The sequence below is a fragment of the Neisseria subflava genome, assembly GCF_003044645.1.
Lineage (GTDB): Bacteria > Pseudomonadota > Gammaproteobacteria > Burkholderiales > Neisseriaceae > Neisseria > Neisseria subflava_B.
The window spans coordinates 18632-42034 of the sequence record NZ_POXL01000010.1; the positions used below are offsets into that span (position 1 = coordinate 18632).

Consider the following 23403-nt stretch of genomic DNA (forward strand, 5'->3'; position numbering starts at 1 on the left):
GGTTTGGTGTGGTATTTAATGTCATTTTACGGAAAGCGTGAAATTATAGTCTTTCTGTTTGCTTTTTAAAACGGTTATAATATTTATCTTTTGAAAACAATGGTTTTGTATGCATCTGAATCCTTATCCTTTATTGGAACAGGCTTTGCTGTCGGACAATCCGGATGAAAAGGGAAGATTGACGCAGGCCTTGTTTGCGCAGTTGGGCGAGGCGGAAGGTTTGACGGTTGAAGAGTCGAAACCTGTGGATTGCCGTTTTGCCGGACATCCGCCCCGTCCGCGTTTGGTTGCGCCTTCGGAGGTTACGCCGCGCAAGATGAATACGGTCGAAGGTTATGCGGCGATGTTGCATGCGATTGCACACATTGAGTTTAATGCGATTAATCTGGCTTTGGATGCGGCGTATCGTTTTCGCAATATGCCGTTTCAGTTTGTACGCGATTGGGTAAGGGTGGCGAAAGAAGAAGTGTTTCACTTCGGCTTGATGCGTGGCCGTCTGAACAGCTTGGGCTACGATTACGGCGATTTTGAAGCGCATGGGCATTTGTGGGATATGGCGTATAAAACCGCTTACGATCCCTTGTTGCGCATGGCTTTGGTACCGCGGGTATTGGAAGCGCGCGGTTTGGATGTTACGCCGGGTATTCGTGCAAAAGTGGCACAGCGTGGCGATGTGGAAACCTGCGATGTGCTGGATATTATTTATCGCGATGAAGTGGGGCATGTCGCCATCGGCAATCATTGGTATCAGCATCTTTGCCGTGAGCGCGGTTTGGAACCGGTTGCCTTGTTCCGCAGCCTGATTGCGCGTTACGATATGTTTATCTTCCGCGGCTACGTCAATATCGAAGCACGGGAACGTGCAGGATTCAGCCGTTTCGAGCTGGATATGTTGGAAGATTTTGAGAAAAGTTTGAAACAGGATAAAAAGGCCGTCTGAAACGGTAAAATCATCATGGCACATCATCACGATCATTCGCACGCGCACACGCATACCGCCAATAAGCAGGTATTGCGTATTTCATTTTTTGTCATTGCCGGATTTATGCTGGTTGAAGCGGTCGGCGGTTGGCTGACCAACTCTTTGGCCCTGCTTTCCGATGCGGGGCATATGTTCAGCGATGCGTTTTCGCTGGGCGTAGCATTGTGGGCATTCAAACTTGGCGAGAAACAGACCACGCTGCAAAAGACATTCGGTTACAAGCGTTTTGAAATTTTGACGGCGATGTTTAACGGATTGTCGCTGGTGTTGATTGCGGCGATGATTTTTTATGAGGCAGTCAAACGATTGTTTTATCCGCCGGAAATTTTGACGGGCGGCATGTTGGTGGTCAGTATCATCGGATTGCTGGTCAACATCGGCGTCGCCGTTTATATGTTGAAAAATGGCGATACCGAAGAAAACGTCAATATGCGCGGCGCGTATCTGCATGTAATCAGCGATTTGTTCGGCTCGATAGGGGCGATTGTTGCAGCAGTGCTGATAATGGCGTATGGCTGGCAATGGGCGGATACAGTTGCCAGCGTATTGGTGGCGGCTTTGGTAGGGCGCAGCGGTTGGACGCTGTTTAAACAGACTTTGCACATTTTGATGGAAGGTGCACCGGAAAACATCCATACCAATGAGTTGCTCAGCGTGATCCGCAATACGGAAGGCGTAAAATCCGTTCATGACTTGCATGTTTGGACGATTACCAGCAATATCCACGTTTTATCCTGCCATATTGTTGTCGATGGTAGCATGACGGTTGCCGAATCCGAACAAATCGCCTACCGCATCGAACATGAATTGGCGCATCACAACATCGGACATTGTACGATTCAGATTGAAAGCGAACGGCACCCGCATAAAGATGAAGTTTTGTGTTTGCAGGAAATGCACGAACACCATCACCATTAACCATATTCAGGCCGTCTGAAACTTGTTGAATTGTTCAGACGGCCTTCTAAAATCATCAAAGGAACACTTATGACCCAAGCCGTATTATTCGACCTTGACGGCACGCTTGCCGATACCGCACTTGATTTGGGTGGCGCGCTCAACACGGTATTGCGCCGACACGGTTTGCCTGAAAAAAGCATGGATGAAATCCGTCCGCAGGCCAGCCACGGTGCGAGCGGTTTGCTCAAACTTGGTGCAGGCATTACGCCCGACCATCCGGACTATATGCAATGGCGTAAAGAGTTTTTGGACGAGTACAGCCGCTGCTATGCCGACCAAACCATCTTGTTCGACGGCGTAAACGAAATGCTGGAAGCCTTAGTTCAACGCGGTATCCAATGGGGCATTATCACCAACAAGCCTATGCGTTTTACCGATGTCCTCGTGCCTAAGCTCGGGTTTACCGTGCATCCTGCCGTGATTGTCAGCGGCGATACTTGCGATGAACCCAAGCCCAGCGTGAAGCCTATGTTTTATGCGTGTGAACGGATAGGTATCGAAGCGCAGCGATGCTTTTATGTCGGCGATGCCGAGCGCGATATGCAGGCAGGCAAAAATGCAGGCATGACGACCGTGCTTGCCGATTGGGGCTATATTTCTGCCGAAGACCAAACCGAAAACTGGCTTGCCGATTTTCGTATTGCCACGCCTTTGGATTTGTTGGCAATCTTGCGTTAAAACCCTGTAATAATCCGTTTTCAGACGGCCTGAAACGGCGTAAAATTACATAAATTTGTATTTTTTCAACCGTTTTACTACTTGTAAAGAGAAAAATCATGTTCTTCAAGCATATCGAAGCAGCTCCTGCTGATCCGATTTTAGGTTTGGGCGAAGCGTTTAAAGCTGAAACCCGTCCCGAAAAAGTCAATCTCGGCATCGGCGTGTACAAAGACGCGTCCGGCGCGACGCCTATTGTCAAAGCCGTCAAAGAGGCTGAAAAACGCCTGTTGGAAAGCGAAACAACCAAAAACTACCTGACCATCGACGGCGTTGCCGACTACAACGAGCAAACCCAAATTCTGCTGTTTGGCAAAGACCATGAAATCATTGCCAGCCGTCGCGCCAAAACAGCGCAAAGCCTTGGCGGTACAGGCGCATTGCGTATTGCGGCCGAGTTTGCCAAGCGTCAGTTGAACGCGCAAACCATCTGGATTTCCAATCCGACTTGGCCAAACCACAATGCCATCGCCAAAGCGGTCGGTATCCAAGACAAACCTTATCGCTACTATGATGCCGCCAAACACGGTTTGGATTGGGACGGCATGATTGAAGATTTGAGCCAAGCGCAAAAAGGCGACATCGTCCTGCTGCACGGCTGCTGCCACAATCCTACCGGCATCGATCCTACGCCCGAACAATGGGAAACTTTGGCAAAACTTTCTGCCGAAAAAGGCTGGCTGCCACTGTTTGACTTTGCCTACCAAGGCTTCGGCAATGGTTTGGAAGAAGATGCCTACGGCTTGCGCGTGTTCTTGAAACACAATACAGAATTGCTGATTGCCAGCTCTTATTCCAAAAACTTCGGTATGTACAACGAGCGCGTTGGCGCGTTCACTTTGGTGGCCGAAGATGAAGAAACAGCAGCCCGCGCCCACAGCCAAGTCAAAACCATCATCCGCACCTTGTATTCCAACCCGGCTTCACACGGCGCGAACACCATTGCGCTGGTGTTGAAAAATGATGATTTGAAAGCACAATGGATTGCCGAACTCGATGAAATGCGCGGCCGTATCAAAGCCATGCGCCAAAAATTTGTCGATTTGCTCAAAGCCAAAGGTGCAACCCAAGACTTTGATTTCATTATTGAACAAAACGGTATGTTCTCTTTCAGCGGCTTGACTCCCGAACAAGTTGACCGTTTGAAAAACGAGTTTGCCATTTATGCCGTCCGCTCCGGCCGCATTAACGTTGCCGGCATTACCGATGACAACATCGATTATTTGTGCGAGAGCATTGTGAAAGTCTTGTAATTGTCGAATTAAAGGTAAAGGCCGTCTGAATCATTCAGACGGCCTTTATTTTTGACTTGTAAGCTTATACGGCAACTGCGTTCATTCCCCAATAAATCATGGCATAGCGCAGCAGTTTGCCTGCAATCAGAATGATGGCGCAATGCAAAGCATTAAGCCTGAGCCAGCCTGCGGCAAGGGGGAGGGCATCGCCGATAATCGGCAACCATGCAAATAATAGCGGCCAAATTCCCCATCTTTGTATACGCGCCAATACTTTTTCAGACGGCCTTTTCTTGGCTGGAAACATTCTGCCCATGTAATACGAAACCATACTGCCCAAGCCATTCGCCAAACCGGCACACAAACATGCGCCGAGGGCATGTTGCGGATATTGATACATAAATGCGGCGTATGCCGCCTCGGATGTACCCGGAAGTAGTGTGGCTGAAGTGAAGGCAGAAGCAATCAGGGCAAGGTAAGCGTAAAGAGGGGGCATGTTTTGAGTTACATCAAGTGATATTGTAAAAAAGAAATAACAGGCTTAATAAGAGGATTATGCCTTTATTTTCTAATCTAATAAAAGATAAATCCAATATTATTGAAATTTTTAAAATTAAACGACTGAAGGATAATGTAGTCGGCTGTTAGAAGATAGTTTTCAAAGTGACGGATTATCAGTATGATACGGGCGGCTGTTAATGGGTGTTAAGTTTAATGAACTGATTTAAGCTCATTTTTCCAGCAAATCTTAACAAAACGAAAGGCAAATCATGTCTGCGCATTCACAACAAAATCATACTCCTGCGCTGGTTGTCCTAACCACACTCTTTTTCATGATGGGTTTCATTACCTGCATGAACGATATTTTGATTCCGCATTTGAAAGATATTTTCGACCTAACTTATGTTCAGGCGATGCTGATTCAATTCTGTTTCTTTACCGCTTATGCGATTATGTCGATCCCGATGGGTTATTTGGTCGGCAAAATCGGCTATAAAAACGGCGTGATTAGCGGCTTCGTATTGACTGCCATCGGCTGTCTACTCTTTTATCCTGCTGCCGGCAGTCATTCTTATGCAACTTTTTTGGGTGCATTGTTTATTTTGGCTTCAGGTGTAACACTGTTGCAAGTAGCGGGTAATCCTTATGTGACTTTGCTGTCCAAACCGGGTAAAGAATCTGCAACACTGACTTTGGTTCAGGCATTCAACTCCTTGGGTACGACCATTGCTCCGCAAATCGGTGCATTCCTGATTTTGGCTGATGCGACACGGACTGTCAGCAAAGCCGAGCAAATTTCTTCTGTTCAAATTCCATATTTGGGTTTGGCTGGTTTGCTGATTATTTTGGCTGTGTTCGTCAAAATGATTCGTTTGCCTGATGCGCGTAAAATTGCTGAAGAAGAGAGCGAACACAACCATGATGGCAAACACAGTGTTTGGCAATACTGTCATTTGGTTTTTGGTGCGGCCGGTATTTTCTGTTATGTCGGTGCGGAAGTATCCATCGGTTCTTTATTGGTCAGCGTGTTGGGCTATCTGAAAGGTTTGGATCACGCATCTGCCGCGAAATATTTGTCGTTCTACTGGGGCGGCGCGATGGTCGGCCGTTTCTTAGGCTCTGCCATCATGGCGAAAATTGCGCCTAACCGCTATTTGGCATTTAACGCTACTGCTGCTGTTGCCTTGTTGGGTGTTTCTATGTTGGCAGGTAAAGCCAGTGCAGATGTTGCAATGTGGGCATTGTTGGCTATCGGCTTCTTCAACTCCATCATGTTCCCAACCATTTTCTCTTTGGCAACCAAAGGTCTGGGTCGATTTACCAGCAGCGCTTCCGGTGTATTGTGTACTGCGATTGTCGGCGGTGCGGTTGTGCCTGTGGTACAAGGTTGGGCTGCGGATACTTACGGCTTGATGATTTCTTTCGTTGTATCGGCGATTTGTTATGTATACATCGTCTTCTTTGCTATAAAAGGCTACAAAGCTGACGAATAATCTATCCTGATAAAAGGCCGTCTGAAACCTTATTGGATTTCAGACGGCCTTTTTACTTTGTGGCATAATGATTTAAATGACAGGAGGAAAAAATGACCAAAATCATTTTGCTGCATGGCTTGCACATGCATTCATGGGTAATGAAACCGCTGGCGTATTTGCTGGAACAAGAAGGTTTTGAAGTTGCGCTGTTCGATTATTACAGTGTTTTACATTCGATGAACCGACATGTTGAAGATCTAGTGCGATGGATTGATGAGAACCATGCTGATGAAACGCTGCACTTTGTCGGTCATAGTTTGGGCGGGTTGGTCTTACGTAATTTTGCGGCGGCATATCCGGATAAAGTCAGCGGCCGTATCGTTACCATGGGTACGCCGCATCAAGGCAGCCGTGCCGCGCAACGTGTGTTCAATTTGGGTTTGCAAAAGCCGGTATTGGGCGGCTCTTACAAAGGGGCGTTGGACGGCAGTATGCCTGAGTTGCCTGTCGGTATTGAGCTGGGCAGTATTGCCGGTAACAAACCGTATGGGCTGGGCCGTGTTTTAGGTTTGCATGGCGAACATGATGGTACGGTTTTGGTCAGCGAAACGCATTGTCCGAATATGCGCGATCATGTCGTTTTACCTGTCAGCCATAGCGGTATGCTGTTCAACCGCAAAACGGTCGAGCAAGTAGTGGCATTTTTGCATGATGGATGTTTTAAAAAGCAATAAAATTTCATTTATTTTAATTTAAAAGTATTTAATGTTAATAATTTGATATATTTTAAATAAAGTGTCGCAGTTTTGCTGGGGCTGTTTTTATAAAATAACAGGCAGGCCGTCTGAAAATCGGGTTTCAGACGGCCTGTTATGCTAAAATCTGTTAAATACTTATTAAAAAGGCAAAAAACAATGTTTGCTTTCAAATCCTTACTTAATATGCCACGTTTTGAGGCCATCGCTGTGGCCTTGGCTTTGGTGGCGGCAATGGGCTATACGATTATTTCGCTTGAATGGCTGCCGCATATGTCGATTGTGACGGCGATTGTGGTCTTGCTGTTGTATGGTTTGATGCGCGGCTTGAAATATCAAGACATGCAAAACGGTATGATAGGCGCGGTCGGGCAGGGCATGGGTGCGATTTATCTGTTTTTCTTTATCGGTCTGATGGTCAGCGCGCTGATGATGAGCGGTGCGATTCCGACGCTGATGTATTACGGTTTCGGATTGATTTCGCCTACTTATTTTTATTTCTCGGCGTTTGCGCTCTGCTCGATCATCGGTATTTCCATCGGCAGTAGTTTGACGACTTGTGCGACTGTCGGCGTGGCATTTATGGGTATGGCGGCTGCGTTTCATGCCGATATGGCGATGACGGCAGGAGCGATTGTGTCGGGTGCGTTTTTTGGCGATAAAATGTCGCCGCTTTCGGATACGACCGGTATTTCCGCTTCGATTGTCGGCATTGATTTGTTCGAACACATCAAAAACATGATGTACACCACTGTGCCTGCGTGGTTGATCAGTGCGGCCTTGATGTTGTGGCTCTTGCCCAATGTTGCCGCGCATGACATGAACAGCGTCGAGACTTTCCGCGCGCAATTGGAAGCAACCGGTTTGGTGCATGCCTATTCGCTGATTCCGTTTGCCTTACTAGTTATCCTTGCCCTGATGCGCGTAAATGCCATTGTGGCCATGTTGTTTACCGTTGTGGTGGCGCTGATTGTCACTTACTTCCACAGTACGCCTGATTTGAAACAGCTGGGCGCGTGGTTTTACAGCGGATACAAACTTGAAGGCGAAGAATTCAAAGACATTGCCCGCTTGATTTCGCGCGGTGGCTTAGAAAGCATGTTCTTTACGCAAACCATCGTGATACTCGGCATGAGCTTGGGCGGCCTGTTGTTTAGCATCGGTGTGATTCCGTCTTTACTGGAAGCCATTCGTGCGTTCTTGACCAATGCCGGACGCGCTACTTTCAGCGTGGCCATGACATCGGTCGGTGTCAACTTCCTGATTGGCGAGCAATATTTAAGTATCCTGCTTTCCGGCGAAACCTTTAAGCCGGTTTATGACAAACTTGGCCTGCATTCGCGCAACCTTGCCCGTACGCTGGAAGATGCGGGTACGGTCATCAACCCGTTGGTGCCTTGGAGTGTCTGCGGCGTATTTATCAGCCATGCCTTGGGCGTGCCTGTTTGGGAATACCTGCCTTATGCCTTCTTCTGCTACTTGAGTTTGGCTCTGACGCTGGTGTTTGGCTGGACAGGGCTGACTTTGAGTAAGAAGTAAACAGTAAACAGCATTTAAAATAGCAATGCTTTTATAAAACAAGGCCGTCTGAAAACAATTTCAGACGACCTTGTTTTACTTGAAGTAGCCGTATCAACATGATTTCACTATAATTGCTGCGCCAATAAAAAAATAATCTAAACAATGAACAAACAAATCCGCCAAGAAATTTTCGAGCGTTTCCGCGCTGCCAATCCTCATCCGACTACCGAGTTGAATTTCAGCTCGCCGTTTGAGCTGCTGATTGCCGTTTTATTGTCTGCACAAGCGACTGATGTCGGCGTGAACAAGGCGACTGCCAAACTCTTTCCCGTTGCCAATACGCCGCAAGCTATGTTGGATTTGGGGCTGGACGGCGTGATGGAATACACCAAAACCATAGGCCTCTACAAAACCAAATCCAAACACATCATGCAGACTTGCCGTATTTTGCTGGAGAAATACAACGGCGAAGTACCTGCCGACCGAGAGGCTTTGGAATCTTTGCCCGGCGTTGGCCGTAAAACCGCCAATGTGGTGTTGAATACTGCATTCGGGCAACCTGTTATGGCGGTCGATACCCATATTTTCCGTGTTTCTAACCGTACCAAAATTGCTCCGGGCAAGGATGTGCGCGAAGTTGAAGACAAGCTGATGCGCTTTATTCCCAAAGAATTTTTGATGGATGCCCATCATTGGTTGATTTTGCACGGCCGCTATACATGTAAGGCTTTGAAACCGCAATGCAGCAAATGTTTGATTAATGATTTGTGCGAATATCCGGCAAAAATGTAAATAAAAAAACATAAAAAAGGCCGTCTGAATTTCAGACGGCCTTTGATTTGGCTACGATTAGTCGGCAACTGCCATCAGGCTGGCGTTACCACCGGCAGCGGTAGTATTGATACTGCAAGAGATTTCTTCAAATACTTGCAGGATATCCAGACCTTGTTCAGAAGGCAGGATGCGGATGAGCGCACCGTCGCGGCCGGCCAACTCTTGTTTGCGCTCGCTGCTCAAAGGCTCGATGGCGGCAACATGGCTGATGCCTGCATTTTCAGGTTTGCTGTTGACTTGCAACAAACCGTCCAAATCGGCTGAGTAGGAAGCCAGTGGGCTGTTTGGCTCAACAACGGTTTGAATGCCTGCGGCTGCCAGCTCGGTCAGGGCAGAGAAGGCTTGCAGCAGATTGCCGCCATGCACCCAAACACGTTTTGGAGAGCGCCAGCTCAATGAGTTGCGTTCGCCGGTCGGGCCGACCAATACGGTTTCGGCTTTGCGCAGGGTACGGACGCGTGCGTGACCCAAAGCTGCGGCCGCGGCTTTTTTCTCTTCTGCGTTAAACGGCAGTTTGTGAACCAGGGTTTCCAAACGTTTGAGTGCGTCTTCGTCTGCTTGGCCGATGCGGCTGAGGGTTGGGGCAACCCATTCAGGAGTACGAACCAGGCGTTGCAGATAGAATGAACCGCCTGCTTTTGGACCGGTACCGGACAAGCCGTGACCGCCGAAAGGTTGTACGCCGACAACAGCACCAACGATGTTGCGGTTAACGTAGATGTTACCGGCTTCGATGCGGTCGCGGATATGGTCGACAGTGCCTTCGATACGGCTGTGTACACCGCTGGTCAGAGCATAGCCTTTGGCGTTGATTTGGTCGATGAGTTGATCCAATTCGCTGGCGCGGTAGCGGACAACGTGCAGTACAGGACCGAACACTTCGCGTTGCAACTCGTTCAGGTTGTTCAATTCAAACAGAATTGGACGAACGAAGGTAGAGTTGTTGTCATCAACGTCGGCGGCAGTTTTGATTTCGTGGTAAGCCTTTGCTACGCCTTTCATTTTGTTGATGTGGGCCAACAGGTTTTGTTGGGCTTCAGCATCGATGACAGGACCGATGTCTGTGGTCAGTTGGGTCGGTTTGCCGACAACCAGCTCGTCCATTGCGCCTTTGATGATGTTGATCATTTTATCGGCAACATCTTCTTGAACACACAAGATACGCAGGGCGGAACAACGTTGGCCCGCGCTGTCGAAGGCAGAGTTCAATACGTCGAGGCAGACTTGTTCCGGCAGGGCGGTAGAGTCCACGATCATCGCGTTTTGACCGCCGGTCTCGGCAATTAGGACAGGGCTGTCGTCGCGTTTGGACAGGGCTTTGTTGATCAGGCGCGCTACTTCGGTAGAACCGGTAAAGATCACGCCGCCGATGCGGGCATCGCCGGTCAGGGCAGAGCCGACATCGCCTGCGCCGAGTACGAGTTGCAGCGCAGAAGTCGGAATACCGGCTTGATGCATCAAGGAAACGGCGTAAGTAGCAATCAGGCTGGTTTGTTCGGCAGGTTTGGCGATAACAGTGTTACCGGCTGCCAATGCAGAAACCACTTCGCCGGTAAAGATGGCCAATGGGAAGTTCCATGGGCTGATGGCAACGATTGCGCCGACAGCTTTGGCATCTTTAGGCAGGGTGTTTTCAGCTTCGTTGGCATAGTAGCGGCAGAAGTCAACGGCTTCGCGTACTTCAGCAACGGCGTTGTTCAAAGTTTTACCGGCTTCACGGACGGCCAGCATCATCAATGCAGGCGTATGTTGTTCCAACAGGTCGGCAAAACGGCGCAGGCTGTCGGCGCGTTCTGAAGCAGGTTTGGCGCTCCACTCTGGCAGGGCGGCAACGGCTGCACCAATAGCTTCTTGAGCCAATGCCGCATCGGCAAAGCTGACAGTGCCGACAACATCGTTGTGGTCTGCAGGGTTGCGGACGGGTTGCGCTTCGCCCACGTTACGCGCTTCGCCATTGACGATAGACGCGGCGTGGAAGTCTTCGGAAGAAGCTTGGTTGAGTTTTTCTTGCAGATTTTGCAATACGTTTTCGTTGCTGAAATCGACGCCTTGGGAGTTCAGACGGCCTTTGCCATACAAATCGCGCGGCAGAGGCAATGCCGGATGCAGGTGGATGCCTTGTTCGGCGATGGTGTCGAACGGGCTCTTAATCAGGCGGTCGATGCTGATGTTTTCGTCAACGATTTGGTTCACGAAAGAAGAGTTCGCACCGTTTTCCAACAGGCGGCGTACCAAGTAGGCAAGCAGGGTTTCGTGTGTGCCGACCGGAGCATACACGCGTACACGGCGACCTAAGTTTTGCGGGCCGACCACTTGGTCGTACAGGGTTTCACCCATGCCGTGCAGACATTGGTGTTCGAAGTCTTTGCCTTTACCCATTTGGTAGATTGCGCCCAAAGTGTAGGCGTTGTGGGTGGCAAATTGTGGGAACACGGCATCTTGCGCATCCAAAAGTTTGCGTGCGCAGGCGAGGTAGGAGATGTCGGTGTGGACTTTACGGGTGTAAGTCGGATAGCCTTCCATGCCGTCTACTTGAGCCCATTTCACTTCGCTGTCCCAGTATGCGCCTTTAACCAAACGGATCATCAGTTTTTGGTTGTTGCGGCGAGCCAGGTCAATCAGATAGTCGATAACGAACGGGCAACGTTTTTGGTAGGCCTGAACAACGAAACCGATACCTTTGTAGCCGGCCAAGTCAGGGTCGGAAACCAAAGCTTCCATCAAGTCCAAAGACAATTCGAGACGGTTGGCTTCTTCGGCGTCGATGTTGATACCGATATCGTATTTTTTACCCAAAAGGAACAATTCTTTCAGGCGTGGCAACAGTTCGCTCATAACGCGTTCGTGTTGGGCGCGTGAGTAGCGTGGGTGGATGGCGGAAAGTTTGACGGAGATACCGTTGCCTTCGTAAACACCTTGGCCTGCGGCATCTTTACCGATGGCGTGAATGGCTTGAACGTAGTCGTTGTAGTAGCGGTTGGCATCCTCTTCGGTGTATGCGGCTTCACCCAACATATCGAAAGAGAAGCGGTAACCCATTTTCTCACGCTCTTTACCGTTTTGCAGCGCTTCTTCAATGGTTTGACCGGTTACGAATTGTTTGCCCAGCAGGCGCATGGCGTAGTTCACACCTTGACGGATCAGAGGGGCGCCGCCTTTGCTGATCAGACGGCTCAATGCGGAACTCATCTGTTTGTCGTTTGTCGCGGTCAGTTTGCCGGTAATCAACAGACCCCATGCAGCCGCGTTAACGAAGAGAGAAGGGCTGTTGTTCAAGTGGCTTTTCCAGTTGCCTTCGGAGATTTTGTCGGCAATCAGGCGGTCGCGGGTTGCATTGTCCGGAATACGCAGCAGGGCTTCGGCCAGACACATCAGTGCAACACCTTCTTCACTGGAGAGAGAGAATTCGTGCATCAAGGCATCTACGCCGCTTGCTTTGGTGCGGCTGGAGCGGACTTGAGTAACCAAACGACGGGCAAGCTCGGAGGCGGCATTGCGCTCTTCGTCGGTCATCTGTGCACGTTGCAACATATCCTGAACGGCCTCGATTTCGTCGCGGCGGTAGGCATCAGTTACAGCTTGACGCAGAGGAGTTTGTGTTGGAAAAGCGAAGTTAAACATTATTTATGTTCTCCAAAGGTTTTTTCATGATTTCAGACGGCCTGAATTAAGACTGCTAAAACAAGCATTCTGAAGGATAGTAATATCGTAATAAAATTATGATGCGGATACAAGATGCATCCGCATAAATTGCTGTTTTTTCTGATAAGGCTCAGATTATTTTGAAACAGTTTATTTCGTAAAGACGGCCTGCACGGAATCATGCAGGCCGTCTGAAAACGTCTTATTTAGAGGCGCGGTATTCCGCGTCTGCTTTTTCGAAACGTTCTTGCAATTCGCGTGAAGGTTTTTTGTCGATCAGAGAGACCAAAACAATTACGAGGGTACAAGCGATAAAGCCTGGAACGATTTCATATACGGTAGAGAAGCCTGTTTCTTGTGCGGTCAAAGCAGGTTTTTTGATCCACTCAGCCCAAACAACCACAGTCAGCGCACCAGCAATCATGCCGGAGAGTGCGCCGTAGGCAGTAATGCGTTTCCACAGTACAGACAGGATAACAACCGGACCGAATGCGGCACCAAAGCCGGCCCATGCATAAGCCACCAAGCCCAATACTTTGCTGTTAGGATCAGAAGCAATCAGGATGGAAATCACGGCAATCGCCAAAACCATCAGACGGCCAATCCATACCAACTCGGCTTGTTGTGCTTTTTTACGCAGGAAGCCTTTGTAGAAGTCTTCGGTAATCGCGCTGGAGCAAACCAACAATTGGCAAGACAGGGTGGACATTACGGCGGCGAGAATCGCGCTCAAGATGATACCGGCAATCCAAGGGTTGAAGAGCAGGGTGGCCAAAGCGATAAAGATACGTTCGTGGTTGCCGTTCATTTCATCAACGTGGGCAGGATTGGCACCGAAGTAAGCGATACCGAAGTAGCCGACAGCTACGGCACCGGCCATACACAGAATCATCCAAGTCATACCGATGCGGCGTGCTGAAACCAGAGATTTAGCGCTTTCAGCAGCCATGAAACGGGCCAAAATGTGTGGTTGGCCGAAATAGCCCAAGCCCCAAGCAGCGGTAGAGATAATGCCGATGAAAGTAGTACCGGCAAACAGGCTGCCGTATTCTTTACCGGTAGAAGCGGCAACTTGTTGGATGGCAGCATTCATTTGATCTGCGCCGCCCAAACCCAAGTACACCATTACAGGAGTCAGTACCAATGCAAAAATCATCAAAGAAGCTTGCAGGGTATCTGTCCAGCTTACGGCCAAGAAACCGCCCAAGAAAGTGTAGGCGATGGTCGCACCGGCACCCAGCCACATGGCTTGAGTGTAAGACATACCATGGAACAGGCTTTGGAACAGGGTAGCACCGGCCACGATGCCTGAAGCACAGTAAATAGTGAAGAAGAACAAGATAATCAGTGCAGAAACCACTTTCATCAAGTGACCGCCGGCACCGAAGCGGTGGAAGAAGTAATCAGGAAGCGTCAGTGCGTTGTTGGCGTATTCGGTATGCACGCGCAGACGGCCTGCAACCAAGAGCCAGTTGAGGTATGCACCCACAATCAGACCAATGGCAATCCAAGCTTCATTCAAACCGCTCAGGTAAATGGCACCTGGCAAGCCCATCAAAAGCCAACCTGACATATCGGAAGCACCGGCAGACATCGCGGTCACGAACGGACCTAAGCTGCGGCCGCCGAGAATGTAGTCGTCGAAGTTTCGTGTTGAAAAATAGGCGGCGAGGCCGATCAGTAATACGGCGACCAAATAGATCGCGAAAGTGATATACATGGGATTCATGTACTTATTCCTCATCTAACTTTTAAAACGGGTTTGAAATTGCAAGCAATTCATACCCAAACTTTTTTCTAATAAAAATACAGCTTAAAAATCCTGTTTTTTGCGAGAGAGACAGGATAAATTATTTTCAAATACAATAAAATACGAAATCTTAATGCATTAAATTGTAAATAATTTAAACCAGCATACCGCAAAAAGTCGCTTTTGCAAAGCGAAGAACTCAGCCTTTATTCGAAATTGATGCCGCCTTTTGGCTAAGTCATTTAAAAACATAAAAATATATAAATTTTTACTGATGATGACGAAGGAAAGTGTGTGAAACTATCTTTCCTGATGTTTTTTGGGGATTAAAGAGAAAAAGTAATTAAACGACTTGGACTTTCAGACGGCCCTGTGTAGAACCCCCGTATCTGTGTCGGGTAGATACGGGGTTTTTAGAAAAAAAGACTACATTAAATAGAAAAATCGTCTTTTAGTAAGTGTTTGTAAGCAAAGAGATAAGAGGCTGCGACAAAGGATGACCCGCCCAGAACGTTGCCTAAGAAAACGGGAATCATGTTGTAGAAAAATTGACCCCAGCTGACGTTTGCGCCCGCCCAAATGCCGGCCGGAATGATGAACATATTGGCAACAAAGTGTTGAAAGCCGATTAATACGAAGATCATAACAGGGAACCACATGGCTAAGATTCGTCCTGAAGTATGGCGTGCGCCGAAGTAAAACCAGATGCCCATACACACCATCCAGTTACATGCGATGGCAGAAACGAATGCGCGGCCGAAGTCCATATTGACTTTAGCTTCGGCAATGGCAATGGTTTTCGCTGTGGCCGGCCCTTCGGCAAGGCCGACGTAGTGGCCGAGAAAATAGGCCATGGCAACGGCGCCTGCCAGATTGCCCAAGCTGACAATCAGCCAGTTGCGCACCAATTTGTGGGTGCTGACGCGGCCGGTCAATCTGCCCAAAGCCATAATCATCATATTGCCTGTTGCCAACTCGCCGCCGCCGATTAAGATACAAATCAGTGCGATAGGGAACACGGATGCGCCCAACAGGGCGGCCAGACCGTTCCATTCGGTAGGAATGCCGCTGATGACGCGCAGGCAGGCAAGATAGCCGAAGCCGACATAACCGCCGCCTAAGAAACTCAAAATCACCAACATTTTGATGCTGAATTCAGATTTGGCGCAACTCTTGCCGATGGCGTCCTGCAAAATTTCATGAGGGAACAGGTCTCGTGTATCCATGAAGTTTCCTTAAGGTTAATATAAGAATAAAAATATCTTTCTTTATCATACGGATGGCGAGTTTGCCTGAGAATATGGCGGACAGGAAATAACGGCTGATTGTAAGGATAGAAGCGTAGGTTATATATTGGTAGCCGATGTGTGAAAGGCCGTCTGAAAGCAATACTTTCAGACGGCCTTTAGATGGGGGAATGGGAATTATAAGCGCGTTACGCTTAAAACGCCTTTGATGTCGCCCAAGCTGGCTAATACGCGCGGCAGGTCGTTGACTTGGCGGACTTCAAGGGTAAAGCGCATACTGGCTTCCAAATCGCGCGATTGGGTTTGCACCGCGGTAACGTTGAGTTTATGACGCGCCAGCGCATCCGAAACGTCGCGCAGCAAACCGGAGCGGTCTTGGGCGCGGATTTCAACATCGACGGCAAATACTTGTCCTTCTTGCAAGGCTGCCCAGCTTGCATTTAACACTTTTTCCGGAGCCTGCTCGGCAAGGTGGCGGAAAGAAGGGCAGGTGCAGCGGTGGACGGAAATGCCGCGGTCGCGGGTAACAAAGCCCACAATATCGTCGGACGGCGCGGGTTTGCAGCATTTGGCAAGCGTGGTCATCAGGCCGTCTTCGCCGTCAATCAAAATGCCGTTTTTGCCACCTTTTTTGATTTTAGACTGTTTGACGATATTGGTTTCATCAATCGGTACAGGAGGCGGCTCATTCAGAGCGCCGCAGGCTTTGTGGATGGCGCGGTTGGAAACTTCTCCCTGACCGATGGCTGTATAAAGTTCATCGGTTTTTTTGAAGCCGAGTTTTTCCGCCAATGCTTGCAGATTGGGTTTGGGGAAGATTTTTGACAACTGTTTGTCCAACTGGGCGCGGCCTTCTTCGCGCACGGTATCCGCATTTTGCTGGCGGATGTAGGCACGGATTTTACTGATGGCGCGGTTGGATTTGACCCAGCCTTCGTAGAGCCAGTTGACGGAAGGATTTCCCTCTTTGGCGGTAATGATTTCAACGCGTTGTCCGTTTTCCAACGGCGTTGACAGCGGTACGATTTGTCCTTCGACTTTTGCGCCGCGACAACGGTCGCCCACGCTGCTGTGCAGGGCATAGGCAAAGTCGATGGGGGTGGCGCCCGTAGGCAGGGAGAGGACTTTGCCGTGCGGAGTCAAAACATAAATCGTATCGTTGAACAGCTCGGTTTTAAAGGCGGCGGCAAGGTCTTCTTTACCGCTTTCGGCCATGTTTTCACGCCAATCTAGGAGTTGGCGCAACCAGGCGATTTTCTGTTCGTAGGCGGAATCACCCTTGCCACCTTCTTTATAACGCCAGTGGGCGGCAACACCGAATTCGTTGAATTGGTGCATGTCGAAGGTGCGGATTTGGACTTCCACACCTTTGTCTTCCGGTCCGACGATAACGGTGTGCAAACTTTTGTAGCCGTTGCCTTTCGGGTTGGCGATGTAGTCGTCAAACTCGCCCGGAATCGGCTGCCAGAGGCTGTGGACAATGCCCAAGGTGGTATAACACTCGGGAATGGTGTCCACCAAAATCCGTACGGCGCGGATGTCGAACAAGCCGTCGAAAGTGAGCTTTTTCTTCACCATTTTTTTGTAAATGGAATAGATGTGCTTCGGTCTTCCGGCAACTTCAAAATGAATATTGTATTTTTTCAGTTCCGTACGCAGGATATTGAGGAAGTTTTCGATGTATTCGAGGCGCTCGGTGCGTTTTTCATCCAAAAGCAGGGCGATTTCACGGTATTTTTCCGGCTCTTGATGACGGAAGCCCAAATCTTCGAGCTGCCATTTGAGTTGCCACACGCCCAAGCGGTTGGCGAGCGGGGCAAAAATGTCGAGGGTTTCTTTGGCAACGGCGCGTTTTTCAGGATTGTCGGGAACGTTGCTTAAAAATTGGAGGGTGCGCGTACGCATGGCCAGTTTGATCAGGACGACGCGGATGTCAGTAACCATCGCCAACAGCATTTTACGCATGGTTTCGGCCTGTTGGGCGCGCTCTTCCGGCGTGGCAAGGCTGTCTACGCGGGCGAAGTGGGTCAGTTTCTGCACTTCGTCCACACCTTTGACCAGCTCGCAAACGGTGCTGTTGCAGCGTTCGGTAACCAATTCGCGCCAAGTGGGAACGTATTTGCCGATGTCGGACAAAATCGTAGCGGCCACGGCATCGGGCAAGAGGTCGAGTTCGCTGACGATTTGCATCGAGCCGAGGAAATGTTCCATCAATGGCTCGCCGTAAGTCGTTAGGGCATCGGCAGGATAATGTTCTTTAGACAGGTCAAAGGCCGTCTGAATCAGGTTTTTATCGGGATCAGGCAGCGCGGCAACATAGCCGTCGAACCATGCGAGGAGGCCTTCCAGCGTTACGCTCGATGTTTGGGGCGTTTGGCGAATAGTGGTCATGGCGTGCGTTTTTTTCTTTCTGATAAAAACGCTGCTATTGTAACAGTTTATTGCCAACAGCCCTAGATTTGTATGCGAATGCTGCACTATGTTTCAGGAAGCCTTGTTTCAGACGGCCTTGGGTGTTATGGTTAACCGTTTTGAAATTTTAAGGAGCATTTCGATGAAGCTGTATATTTACGACCATTGCCCGTTTTGCGTCCGTGCGCGGATGATTTTCGGCTTGCGCAATGTGGCGGTGGAAGAAGTTGTCTTGGTAAACGATGACGAAGCTACGCCGATTGGCATGATTGGCTCAAAACAAGTGCCGATTTTGCAAAAAGAAGACGGTTCGTTTATGGGCGAGAGTTTGGATATTGTCCGTTATATCGATCAAGGCCGTCTGAAAGAAGAAGTTCGCCCAGAAATTCAGGCTTGGTTGGACAAAGTGGGCGAATACAATAACAAATTGGTACAGCCGCGCATGGTCAAAATCGGCCTGCCCGAATTTGAGACCGATGAAGCGAAAAAATACTTTATCGACAAAAAAGAGAAAAGTATCGGTAATTTTGAGACTAATCTGAACAAAACGACGCAATATCTAGAGCGTCTGCATCAAGATTTGGCAGAACTGGAAGCGCTGGTGTGCGAAGGCGAGGGCTTGGGCGGTGAAATCAGTTTGGAAGATATCTTGACGTTCCCTATTTTGCGCAACCTGACCGTTGTGCGCGGTATTCAATGGCCGCAAAAATTGATGGATTATTTGTTAGCGATGAGCGAGCGTTCCGGCGTGGCTTTGTATTTTGACCGCGCGTTGTAATGAATGTTTGAAACATAAAAAAAGGCTGTCTGAAAGTTTTTTCAGACGGCCTTTTGTTTAATAAGCAATCGTATCGGCAACCTGTGACAAACCGTTTTCCAGCGATTCGAGCATGGCGGTATAGCCGTCACCTTGTTGCGGCGTGACGGCGTTAAACGGTTTGCTGCGTCCGTCCGACCATTGTGCATATCCGCTGATGGTGGTCTGCCCCTGATAGCTGCCTTGGAAGGCTTCGATATAGACTTTCAAGGTTTGGCTGCTTTGGCTGCGTGAAGCAGGCACGAAGGTGCGATGCGGATTGAGGCGGTTGAGCTTGTTGCTGAGGTTTGCCGCCAATGCGCCATCGAGCGGTGCCGCCCAAAGGTGGTTTTTCGCCAGATTCACATGATAGGCATCGGTTTGGTAAACGAGGCCGCCGTTGGCAAGCGGTTCGGCAAGGTTGACTTTGACCGCGATCTCGTTGCCATACGCAGCAGGTCGGATGTACTGGCTGTCGGGTAGGACGAAATATTGTGTGCTTTGAGCAGTGCCGCAGGCGGCAAGCGTCAGGGCGGCGGCAATCGGGAAGAGGCGCATTATCGGCTTCCTTTCGGGATAGGGTCTTTGCTGCTGCTGTTGAAAATCAGCGCGTTGGGTTTTTCTTTCAAAGTATTAATCACGGGTTGAACGTCTTTTAAGGTTTTGTCCAAACTTTGCAGCGTATTTTGTACGTCGCTGTAGATAGGCGATTGAGGCGATACGCCTTGCAGGGTTTGACGCAACTCTTTCAGGGTTTGGTTCAACTCGTTCGGAATGTTTTGAGTCTGCGGTTTGCCGACCAGTTTGTCGATGGAGCTTAGGGCGGCATTGGCAGATTTGAGTGTGGACTTGAGTTCGGCAAGCGAACCGTTCAAGCTGGCAACGGTTTTATCCAATGGCAGATTGTTGAACTTGTCTAACAAGTCAGCCACTTTTGCCTGCAAATCGTCTAAACCGCCGCCTTGGGTTGCGATAACGGTATCGCCTGCATAAACGGTATGCGGTCGCAGCTTAGGCGAGGCGGAAGGCTGATCGTTTAACTCAATCATTTTGCTGCCGGTCAGCAGGTTGTTGCTGGAGATGGTGGCAGTCAGGCCTTTGTTTAAGGCCGTCTGAAATTGTTGTTTCCAATGTTCTTTGCTTTGTTCGTCGGCATTGATTTCCAAACGGGAAGGCTCGATGCGGATGCGTACGGGAATCCAACCGTTTTCAAACAAATGCAGGCTGTCGTTGCGGTCGAAATAAGGGACATCGGAAACCACGCCGACATTCAGGCCTTTGTATTCGACAGGCGAACCGGCAGTCAGGCCGCGTACGGATTGTTTGAAGAATGCAGTGTAATACAGCGAGCGGTCGTCAGGCAGATTGGCCACTTCGCTGCGGCTGTCATAAAGCGTGAAGCTGTCTTCGCTCTTGACGTTTTTGCTGTCGCTTGTTTTAGGAGAGTCAAAGGAAATCGCGCCGGACAGCAGGGCAGGCAGAGGGGCGGAATTGAGTTTGACACCGCTGCCTGTGGTTTCGATATTAATGCCGCTTTCCAGCCAAAAACGGCTGGCGGAATTAATCAGTTTGTCGTTGGGGCTTTGGATGAAGATGGTGTAATGCACACTTTGGTCGGACGGGTCGAAATGCGCGCTTTCTACTTGGCCGACCATAAAGTTTTCATACAAAACAGGGCTGCTGACGTTGAGGATACGGTCGTTTTTGCCGATCAAATTCAGGCGCAGGCCGCTTTGACCGATGGCGGCAATCGGCGGAATGTCTTGGACGACAAATACATCTTTGGTTTCTTGGCTTTTGCCCGGTGTAAATGCAATATATGAGCCGGAAAGCAAGGTTCCCAAGCCGGTAACGCCGCTTTGGTCGATACGCGGTTTGACCACCCAAAATTGGGTATCACTGCGGATAAGGTCTTTGGCGTCGGCGCTGAGCTGGGCAGTAACTTCCACGCCTTTTTGGTCGTCGCGCAATTTGATGCGGGTAACGTGTCCGACATCGACGTTCAACACCTTAATAACGGTGTTGTTGACTTCGATGCCTTCGGCGCTGTCCATCAACAGCGTAACGACAGGGCCGCGGTTGCGGATGTCTTTAATCAAAAGCCAGCCGCCGGCAATCAGCGCAATCAGCGGAATCAGCCACACGATAGAAGTGAAGACATTGGTTTTCTTGACACGCGCCGGGGCGTGGTAATTGGGTGAAGAATCGTGTTTTTTCATTGTGTTAAGGTCTGGTCAGAATCAAGGCCGTCTGAAAGCTGCTGTTGCTTGTCCCAAATCAGACGGGGATCGAAATAATAGGCCGAAAGCATGGTCAAAATAACGACCAGGCAGAAGTAAATCGCCGCGCCACCCGGCACGACGCGCGCCATATTGGTGTGGAACGAACTCATCAAAATAATAATCACAAAAATATCAATCATCGACCAGCGGCCGATGGATTCGGTAATCCGATACAAAACCGACATTTTGTCCGCGCTCATCACGGGTTTGAAGTATGCGGAATAAATCAAAACTGCCATCGCAATAATCTTCAATACCGGCACCATAATACTGGCGCTGAAAATAATTACCGCAATCAACCTGTCGCCGTCGTTCCACATATACACAATACCGTTGAAAATCGTATTGATCTCCAAAGCCGTCGGATTGGACGAAATCATAATCGGCAGGATGTTGGCAGGGAAATACAGGATAAACGCCGCAACTAAAAACGCCAGCGAAATACTCAGGCTTTTCGGGCGGCGGCGGTATAAGTCTGCGCCGCATACGCCGCAAGGCTGCTCGTCTTTATTGCGGAAATACAGGCAGCGGCTGCAACAGATTTTGTCTTCAGTGGCCGTCTGAACCGCATGGCCGCCGGTTAAACGGTGAATCTTATAATAAACCCAATGCTGCGGAATCGATACCGAAGTCCGAATCAGCATGACCGACAACGGAAACATCAGATAAAACGCTGAGCCGAATTCCACTGTGGCAACGGACGAGAGCTTGATATACGCCACCAAAGTGGAAATGAAAAACACATCCACCATAATCCAATGACGCAGCCGAACCAATACACGCGTCGCAAAGCGCAGCGCAGGGTAGGCCTTTTCGCGTATCAAAGCCGTATAAACATACAGGCAGAGCAGTAAAAACAGTAAAGGCGCGCCAAAGGTGAGGACAAACATCACTTCCGCCAGAAAACCGTAATCCAGCGAAATCAAAAGTCGCATCATTTGCGGCAACGATAAAATCGATGTCACGCCGAACAAATCGACGCGGATATACACCATATTGTACGCGAACGCCATCAGAATCAAGGTTGTCAGCGCATAGGCGATCGGCGCGATATACGGATTGTTTTCCACCTCCACAATTTCATGGTTGCACACCGGACAATGTGCTTCCTGCCCCTGACGCAGGCGCGGAATATCCATACGGCAGCCGCAATCCGGGCATTCCACCGTATGTGCAGGCAGCGTCGCATCAGGAAGATAAGACTTGTAGCGCCACCAGCGATGGTAGGCAGGAATCCGTTTCATGGTTCGGTAGGGGGATAAAGAAGGTGCAAAGAGTGTCGCATTATAAAGGAAAACAGAAGGATAGCCCAAATTTAGGTTGATATTTGATTGAATGGCGGCTGTTTAATAAGGTTTAGGCCGTCTGAAAAGTTTGAAAAGACTTTGGAAGATTATTGCTATGGGCTGTTAAATTTTATTAATAGGTCTTAGTATGGTTTATTGCCATTAGGATAAAAATAAGATATATTCTCAATATTTGGAAACACGATAATCCTTGTATATTTGTGGAAGGTACGCGGTCAACGAACCTGAAGCAGGCTAAAAATTATCTTCTTTGTTTTTAAAACGATTCTTTTCAAATTAGACGGTATTTTTAACCATAAAGGCCGTCTGAAACCATCTGAAACTATTAGTCTCTTAATTCGAAGGAAACATCATGAGTGAAACCCAAGAGCTGACTTTCGCCAAACGCTTGAAAGAGCAAACCACGACAACGCACGACAGCGTTGATAACTTGGTTATGTCCGTTCAGCCTTTTTCCAGCAAAGAAAACTACATCAAATTCTTGAAACTTCAATCTGTTTTCCACAAGGCTGTCGACCACATCTATAAAGATGCCGAATTGAACAAAGCTATTCCCGAACTTGAATACATGGCGCGTTACGATGCCGTGACTCAAGACTTGAAAGACTTGGGTGAAGAGCCTTACCAATTTGACAAAGAATTGCCACACGAAACCGGCAATAAAGCCATCGGCTGGCTGTATTGCGCCGAAGGTTCTAATTTAGGAGCGGCATTCTTGTTCAAACACGCTCAAAAACTCGAATACAACGGCGAATTCGGCGCACGCCACCTGGCTCCTCATCCGAACGGCCGCGGCAAACACTGGCGTGCTTTTGTCGAGCATCTGAACGCTTTGAACTTGACTCCCGAAGCCGAGGCGGAAGCCATTCAAGGCGCGCGCGAAGCTTTTGAATTCTATAAAGTGATTCTGCGCGAAACCTTCGGTCTGCCGGAAGGTGCGGAAGCGCCTGAAGGTATGACGCCGCACAGACTCTAAAAAAATAATTA

General features: G+C 49.1%; 18 protein-coding genes. 10 read left to right on the forward strand and 8 right to left on the reverse strand.

From position 1 onward, the window contains the following. Positions 1-109 precede the first annotated feature (109 nt). The 4 genes from DBY97_RS10580 to DBY97_RS10595 all read left to right on the forward strand — a co-directional run bounded on the left by DBY97_RS10580 (position 110) and on the right by DBY97_RS10595 (position 3912). A complete protein-coding gene (locus DBY97_RS10580; RefSeq protein WP_107858302.1) occupies positions 110-940 on the forward strand; it encodes a ferritin-like domain-containing protein in 831 nt (276 codons plus the stop codon). Positions 941-955: 15 nt separating this feature from the next. Further along, the gene (locus tag DBY97_RS10585) at positions 956-1900 is read left to right on the forward strand and encodes a cation diffusion facilitator family transporter (RefSeq protein ID WP_107858303.1); all 945 of its coding nucleotides are present in this window, start codon (positions 956-958) and stop codon (positions 1898-1900) included. Between the two features lie 69 nt (positions 1901-1969). Beyond that, a complete protein-coding gene (locus DBY97_RS10590) occupies positions 1970-2620 on the forward strand; it encodes an HAD family hydrolase (protein WP_107858304.1) in 651 nt (216 codons plus the stop codon). A 98-nt stretch (positions 2621-2718) separates the two neighbouring features. After that, positions 2719-3912: an amino acid aminotransferase gene (locus DBY97_RS10595; RefSeq protein ID WP_107858305.1), complete on the forward strand. Its 1194-nt coding sequence runs from the start codon at positions 2719-2721 to the stop codon at positions 3910-3912. A gap of 64 nt (positions 3913-3976) precedes the next feature. On the opposite strand, the gene DBY97_RS10600 is transcribed toward DBY97_RS10595, so the two are convergent. Then, complete coding sequence (locus tag DBY97_RS10600; RefSeq protein ID WP_107858306.1) at positions 3977-4390, reverse strand: YqaA family protein; 414 nt, start codon at positions 4388-4390, stop codon at positions 3977-3979. 274 nt (positions 4391-4664) lie between these two features. Here DBY97_RS10600 and DBY97_RS10605 point away from each other — a divergent pair, with 274 nt between their 5' ends. The 4 genes from DBY97_RS10605 (at position 4665) to nth (ending at position 8938) form a co-directional block, all read left to right on the forward strand. Further along, the gene (locus tag DBY97_RS10605; RefSeq protein ID WP_107858307.1) at positions 4665-5888 is read left to right on the forward strand and encodes a sugar MFS transporter; all 1224 of its coding nucleotides are present in this window, start codon (positions 4665-4667) and stop codon (positions 5886-5888) included. A gap of 92 nt (positions 5889-5980) precedes the next feature. Continuing rightward, on the forward strand, positions 5981-6604 hold the full coding sequence (locus DBY97_RS10610) for an alpha/beta fold hydrolase (protein WP_107858308.1): 624 nt from the start codon (positions 5981-5983) through the stop codon (positions 6602-6604). A gap of 180 nt (positions 6605-6784) precedes the next feature. Further along, positions 6785-8164: a Na+/H+ antiporter NhaC gene (nhaC, locus tag DBY97_RS10620; RefSeq protein ID WP_107858310.1), complete on the forward strand. Its 1380-nt coding sequence runs from the start codon at positions 6785-6787 to the stop codon at positions 8162-8164. A gap of 144 nt (positions 8165-8308) precedes the next feature. Continuing rightward, positions 8309-8938 carry an endonuclease III gene (nth, locus tag DBY97_RS10625; protein WP_003685196.1) on the forward strand — a complete coding sequence of 210 codons (630 nt, stop codon included), beginning with the start codon at positions 8309-8311 and terminating at the stop codon, positions 8936-8938. Positions 8939-8995: 57 nt separating this feature from the next. On the opposite strand, the gene putA is transcribed toward nth, so the two are convergent. The 4 genes from putA to DBY97_RS10650 form a co-directional block, all read right to left on the reverse strand. Next, a complete protein-coding gene (putA, locus tag DBY97_RS10630; RefSeq protein ID WP_107858311.1) occupies positions 8996-12601 on the reverse strand; it encodes a bifunctional proline dehydrogenase/L-glutamate gamma-semialdehyde dehydrogenase PutA in 3606 nt (1201 codons plus the stop codon). A 223-nt stretch (positions 12602-12824) separates the two neighbouring features. Continuing rightward, on the reverse strand, positions 12825-14351 hold the full coding sequence (gene putP, locus DBY97_RS10635) for a sodium/proline symporter PutP (protein ID WP_107858312.1): 1527 nt from the start codon (positions 14349-14351) through the stop codon (positions 12825-12827). Between the two features lie 452 nt (positions 14352-14803). Then, the gene (locus DBY97_RS10640; RefSeq protein ID WP_107858313.1) at positions 14804-15598 is read right to left on the reverse strand and encodes a formate/nitrite transporter family protein; all 795 of its coding nucleotides are present in this window, start codon (positions 15596-15598) and stop codon (positions 14804-14806) included. 198 nt (positions 15599-15796) lie between these two features. Then, positions 15797-18010, reverse strand: coding sequence for a RelA/SpoT family protein (locus DBY97_RS10650; RefSeq protein ID WP_107858315.1), 2214 nt, complete (start codon positions 18008-18010; stop codon positions 15797-15799). Between the two features lie 88 nt (positions 18011-18098). Between DBY97_RS10650 and DBY97_RS10655 the strand changes: the two genes are divergently transcribed. Continuing rightward, the gene (locus DBY97_RS10655; protein WP_107858316.1) at positions 18099-18809 is read left to right on the forward strand and encodes a GrxB family glutaredoxin; all 711 of its coding nucleotides are present in this window, start codon (positions 18099-18101) and stop codon (positions 18807-18809) included. Positions 18810-18866: 57 nt separating this feature from the next. Here the strand turns inward: DBY97_RS10655 and DBY97_RS10660 are convergent, their stop codons facing one another. Genes DBY97_RS10660 through DBY97_RS10670 form a run of 3 tightly spaced genes read right to left on the reverse strand, consistent with a single transcriptional unit; the run spans position 18867 to position 22353 of the window. Beyond that, entirely contained in the window at positions 18867-19385 is a 519-nt protein-coding gene (locus DBY97_RS10660; RefSeq protein WP_107858317.1) for a PqiC family protein, read from the reverse strand. Continuing rightward, positions 19385-21046: an intermembrane transport protein PqiB gene (pqiB, locus tag DBY97_RS10665; protein ID WP_107858318.1), complete on the reverse strand. Its 1662-nt coding sequence runs from the start codon at positions 21044-21046 to the stop codon at positions 19385-19387. Before pqiB ends, DBY97_RS10660 begins: the two co-directional genes overlap by 1 nt. Beyond that, complete coding sequence (locus tag DBY97_RS10670) at positions 21043-22353, reverse strand: paraquat-inducible protein A (RefSeq protein ID WP_107858319.1); 1311 nt, start codon at positions 22351-22353, stop codon at positions 21043-21045. Before DBY97_RS10670 ends, pqiB begins: the two co-directional genes overlap by 4 nt. A 415-nt stretch (positions 22354-22768) precedes the next feature. Between DBY97_RS10670 and DBY97_RS10675 the strand changes: the two genes are divergently transcribed. After that, entirely contained in the window at positions 22769-23392 is a 624-nt protein-coding gene (locus DBY97_RS10675) for a biliverdin-producing heme oxygenase (protein ID WP_107858320.1), read from the forward strand. Positions 23393-23403 lie beyond the last annotated feature (11 nt).